Here is a 5,525-nt window from a genome sequence, read left to right on the forward strand (position 1 = left end):
CCACCACCTTCACAATCCCGCCACACCCGCCGCCGCCTGCGTATGACCAATATTCGACTTCACCGACCCACCAACAAAGACCGACCAGAACCCCGCCCCGCCCATAAACCCCAACAAAGCACCCAACTCAATCGGATCACCCAACCGCGTCCCCGTCCCATGCCCCTCCACCACATCCACCCCATCCGCAGAAACACCCGCATCCACCAACGCCGCCCGCAACACCCGCTCCTGCGCCACCCCCGACGGCGCCGTCAAACCATTCGAACCACCATCGGAATTCACCGCCGAACCACCCACCACCGCCAACACCCGATGACCCCGCTCCCGCGCCACCGACAACCGCTCCACCACCACAACCCCCACCCCCTCACCCCACCCCGTCCCATCCGCACCCTCACCAAACGCCTTCACCCGACCATCCACCGCCAACCCACCCTGCCGAGAGAACTCCACAAAACCCACCGGCGTCGACATCACCGTCACCCCACCCACCAACGCCAACGAACACTCCCCCACCCGCAACGACCGCACCGCCACATGCAACGCCACCAACGACGACGAACACGCCGTATCCACCGTCAACGCCGGACCCTCCAACCCCAGCGTGTACGCGACCCGACCGGAGGCGACGCTGGAGGCGGTGCCGCTGATCCGGTACCCCTCGACGCTCTCGGGCGCACCGACCGTCTCGACGCCGTATCCCTGGTAGATCAGCCCGGTGAAGACACCCGTGTCGGTGCCGCGCAACGACGTCGGATCGATCCCCGCATGCTCCAACGCCTCCCACGACACCTCCAACAACAAACGCTGCTGCGGATCCATCGCCAACGCCTCACGCGGAGAAATCCCAAAAAAATCCGCGTCGAAACCCGCCACATCCGCAAGAAAACCACCCACCCGAACATCACTCCGACCCGGCACCCCCGGATCCCCACTGAAAAGAGCACCCAGATCCCAGCCACGATCCACCGGAAAACCCGACACCATGTCCCCACCCCGCACCACCACATCCCACAACTGCGCCGGCGACGAAACACCACCCGGGAAACGACACCCCATACCCACGATCGCAATCGGCTCGCGGGCGGAGTCCTCCAGCTCCCGCACCCGCTGGGTCGCCGACCGAAGCTCGGTGGTCGCCTGCTTCAGGAAATGGCGCAGCCGATCCTCGTTCGACACGTCGGACTCCTCCTGGTCTCTGGCGGGGACGAACAGATGGATGGGCGGATCCGGGCTTACGAGATGCCGAACTCCCGGCCGAGGAGGTCGAACATCTCCTCGTCGGTCGCCGCGCCCAGATCCTCGGTGGCCGTGTCAGCGGCGGGTCCGTCGCCTCCGGCCGGTGCCTGGCCGCGCAGGGTACGCAGCATGGCCCGCAGCCGGGTCTCCAGCGCGGCCCGCGCCTGTTCGTCCGAGAAGCTGGCCGGCATGCTGGCCTCCAGGCGGTCGAGGGTGGCGAGCACCGGTTCGGGGCCGCTCTCCTGGGGGCTCAGCAGTGTGAGCAGGTGTCGGGCGAGCGCGTCCGGAGTGGGATGGTCGAAGACGACCACCGCGGGGAGCTGCTCCCCCGTTGCCTGGGCGAGGCGGTTGCGTGTCTCCACCGAGGTCAGCGAGTCGAAACCGAGATCGGTGAAGGCCCGGTCCGCCGGGATGTCCTCGGGCGAGGCATGCCCGAGGACCGCGGCGACCTCGGACCGCACCAGGCCGAGCAGGAGACGGTGCCGGCCGCTCGCCGGCACCGACGCGAGGCGATCCCGCAGCCCGACGGACCGCGGGCTGGCCGGCAGCCCGGCAGACGGCAGTCCCGCGGACGACGGCCCCGCGGCGGCCAGGTCGTCGGGCTCCGCCCCGGCGATCCGCGAACGACCGTCCCGGCTGCGCGAGGCCGCGTCCCGGGCCGCCGGGATCTCGTCCACGAAACGAGTCGTCCGGTCGGGTGGGAAGGCGGCGACGAACCGCTCCCAGTCCACACGCGCCACCACAACGCCGGGCTCGCCACCGCCGACGACCTGCGCCAGCGCTCGCAGCGCCTCCTCGGGCACCAGCGGCGGCAGTCCGTGACGCTCGGTCCGTGCCCGCACCCGCGGGTCGTCGGCCATGCCCGCACCGGCCCAGGGTCCCCAGGCCACCGAGGTCGCGGGCAGGCCCCGGGCACGGCGTCGCTCGGCCAGCGCGTCCAGCCAGGCGTTCGCCCCCGCGTAGGCGCCCTGCCCGGGGTTGCCCCAGATCCCGGCGACGGAGGAGAACAACACGAAGGCGTCGAGAGGCTGCCCGGCCAGGAGATCGTCGAGGTGGGCCGCGCCGGTCGTCTTCGCCGCGACGACCGCGGCCAGCTCCGCCGGCGTCGTCCGTTCCAGCACCGCGCCGTCACCGGTACCGGCCGCGTGGACGACGGCGGTCAGCGGCTGGTCCGCCGGCACCGCGGCGATGATCTCGGCGAGCGCGTCCCGATCGGTGACGTCGCAGGCGGCCACCACGACCTCGGCGCCGAGGCGGGTGAGCTCCGCCGCCAGCTCCGCGGCACCCGGTGCGGCCATGCCCCGCCGGCTGGTGAGCAGCAGGCGCTCGGCGCCCTCGGTGGCACACCAGCGGGCGACCTCCGAGCCCAGCGCACCGGTCCCCCCGGTGATCAGAACCGTCCCGCGGGGACGCCACCGGGAGCCATCCGCGACGGCTCCGGGGCCGCCCCGGGCGCGCACGATGCGCCGGGCGAACAGGCCCGCCGGGCGCAAGGCCACCTGGTCCTCACCGCACGTCCCGGTGAGGACCGCGGCCAGCCCCTCGGCCACCCTCGGGTCAAGCGCACCCGGCAGGTCCACAAGACCGCCCCAGCGCCCGGGCATCTCCAGCGCGGCGACCCGGCCGAGCCCCCAGACCTGCGCCTGCGCCAGCACCTGCGCCTGGCCCGACGGCGGGTCCCCGGCGCCTGTCGACACCGCGCCGCTGGTCGCGCACCACAGCGGGGCGGTCACCCCCACATCGCCCAGCGCCTGCAGCAGCGCCACAGTGAGCGCCAGACCGGTCGGGAGAACGGGATGCGTCCCGAGCGCAGTGGTGTCCATCGAAGCCAGTGACAGCACGCCGCGGATGTCGGCCGCCACCACGCCGGGTCCGTCCGGCACCGGCACCGGCACCGCCGCCGCGCCGTCGTCTGCCGCTCGCGTGACGCCGGCGACCGTGTCGTCCGGGCCGCTGCCTGGTGCCTGCGCTTCATCCAGGACCGGCGTCCCGGTCAGTGCGGCGAGGCGGCCGGCGAGCCGCCTGCGGTTGGTGTCGGAGCCGTCCACGGCGAGTCGCACCACCCGCGCGCCGCGCAGGGCCAGCGCCTGAGCGCACTCGTCGGCCAGCCGGGCCGCTTCCGGGAGCGGGGGAACCGCCACGATCCAGGTTCCCGAAAGCACCGGCACGGTGGGGACCGTCACCGGCGTCCAGGTGACGCGGTAGGTGAGGTCTTCCGCACCGGACACGGCGGTCTCGTCGGCGAGGCCGCCGGAATCGGCGATGACCGGGGAGGGCGCCAGCCAGTACCGACGCCGTTGGAACGCGTATGTGGGCAGGTCGACGCGGCGGGCCCGCGTCCCGGCGAAGAAGGACGCCCAGTCGATGTCGACACCATGGACATGCGCCCGGCTGAGGGCCGTCACCAGTGCGTGCTCCTCGGAGCGGTCCGCCCGCAGCGTCGGGATGAACGCCGCGTCGCCGTCGGCAACGCATTCACGCCCCATCGCGGAAAGGACGCCGGTCGGCCCGAGCTCAAGGAATGTGGTGACGCCCCGCTCACGCAGGCAGGTGACTGCGTCACCGAAACGCACCGCGGCGCGGGCCTGCCGAACCCAGTAGTCGGCGCCGCACAGCTCGGCGGCCGAAACCGACCGGCCGGTCACCGTGGAAACCAGTGCAACGGTCGGTGCCTGGTAGCGCAGGGATTCGGCGACCCTGCGGAACGGCTCCAGCATGCCGTCCATCAGCGGGGAGTGGAACGCGTGGGTGACCCTGAGCCTGCGGGTCCGCCGGCCGGCCCGGTCAGCGAGCACGGCCATCGCGGCCACCGCGGCCACCGTCCCGGAAAGCACGGCGGAGGTGGGGCCGTTCACCGCAGCCACGTCGATGTCACCGGCCACCTCGACGTCACCGGTGCCGACGTCAGGGGCCGCGGCGCTGCGCGGGATGGCGCTGAGCCATGCACGCACCTCACGTTCGCTCGCCTCGACGGCGAGCATCGCCCCGCCCGGCGCGGCCGCCATCAGCCGCCCCCGCGCGGCCACCAGGGCGCAGGCGTCGGGCAGCGAGAGCACTCCCGCGACGTGCGCGGCGGCGATCTCGCCGATGGAGTGCCCGGCGACGACGTCCGGTGCGACGCCCCAGGCCCGCAGCAGGCCGTGCAGCGCCACTTCCAGCGCGAACAGTGCGGGCTGTGTGTTCTCGGTACGGTCGAGCCGCTCGGCGTCGTCGACCACGTCGTCGAGAGGGCGGTCCAGCAGCGGGTCGAGATGGGCGCGGACCTGGTCGTAGCACTCGGCGAAGACCGGGAACCGCCGGTAGAGCTCACGGCCCATCCCGGGCCGCTGCGAGCCCTGGCCGGTGAACAGCAGCGCCGTGCGGCCCGGAGCGCTGACCGTCGCCCGCTCGACCGTCGGCGTGGACTCACCGCGGGCGAGCGCCGCCAGCCCACGGGTGGCGCCGTCGAGGTCGGTGGCCACCACCGCGGCCCGGGACGGCAGCGCGGCACGGCCGGTCGCCAGGGAGTAGCCCACATCCACGAGGGGCTGTGCCGTCCCCGGGGCGGTCCCGGTCTCCGGAGCCGGGACGCCGGAGGGCAGGAAGGCTGCCAGCCGGGTGGCCTGGGCGCGCAGCGCATCCTCGGACCGAGCGGAGACCAGCCAGGGCACGACCGTGGGAGGCACCCCCGTCGCGGCGGAGCCGTCGTGCGGGCCCCCGCCGGAAGCCGGGAGGTCCCGGGCGCCTGACCAGTCCGCGTCAGGGCCGGCCTGCTCCAGGATGACGTGTGCGTTCGTGCCACTGATCCCGAACGACGACACCCCCGCCCGCCGCACCCGACCCACCACCTCAGGCCACGGCACCGCCTCCCGCACCACCTCCACACCACCCACCGACCAATCCACCCGCGACGTCGGCACCCCCACATGCAACGACCCCGCAACCACCCCCCGACGCAACCCCTCCACCACCTTCACAATCCCCGCCACACCCGCCGCCGCCTGCGTATGACCAATATTCGACTTCACCGACCCCACCAACAAAGACCGACCAGAACCCCGCCCCCGCCCATAAACCCCCAACAAAGCACCCAACTCGATCGGATCACCCAACCGCGTCCCCGTCCCATGCCCCTCCACCACATCCACCCCATCCGCAGAAACACCCGCATCCACCAACGCCGCCCGCAACACCCGCTCCTGCGCCACCCCCGACGGCGCCGTCAAACCATTCGAACCACCATCGGAATTCACCGCCGAACCACCCACCACCGCCAACACCCGATGACCCCGCTCCCGCGCCAC

At 72.7% G+C, this 5,525-nt stretch carries 1 protein-coding gene and 1 pseudogene; both read right to left on the minus strand.

The window, feature by feature from the left end; genetic code table 11:
• Positions 1–12 precede the first annotated feature (12 nt).
• Positions 13–1,182, minus strand: a pseudogene (locus FREUN1FDRAFT_RS37680) (beta-ketoacyl synthase N-terminal-like domain-containing protein); the annotation flags it as partial.
• A 56-nt stretch (positions 1,183–1,238) separates the two neighbouring features.
• On the minus strand, positions 1,239–5,525 hold a 4,287-nt coding region (locus FREUN1FDRAFT_RS37685), incomplete at its 5' end, for a type I polyketide synthase (protein WP_035957438.1).

This window comes from Parafrankia sp. EUN1f (genome assembly GCF_000177675.1).
Taxonomy (GTDB): Bacteria; Actinomycetota; Actinomycetes; order Frankiales; family Frankiaceae; genus Parafrankia.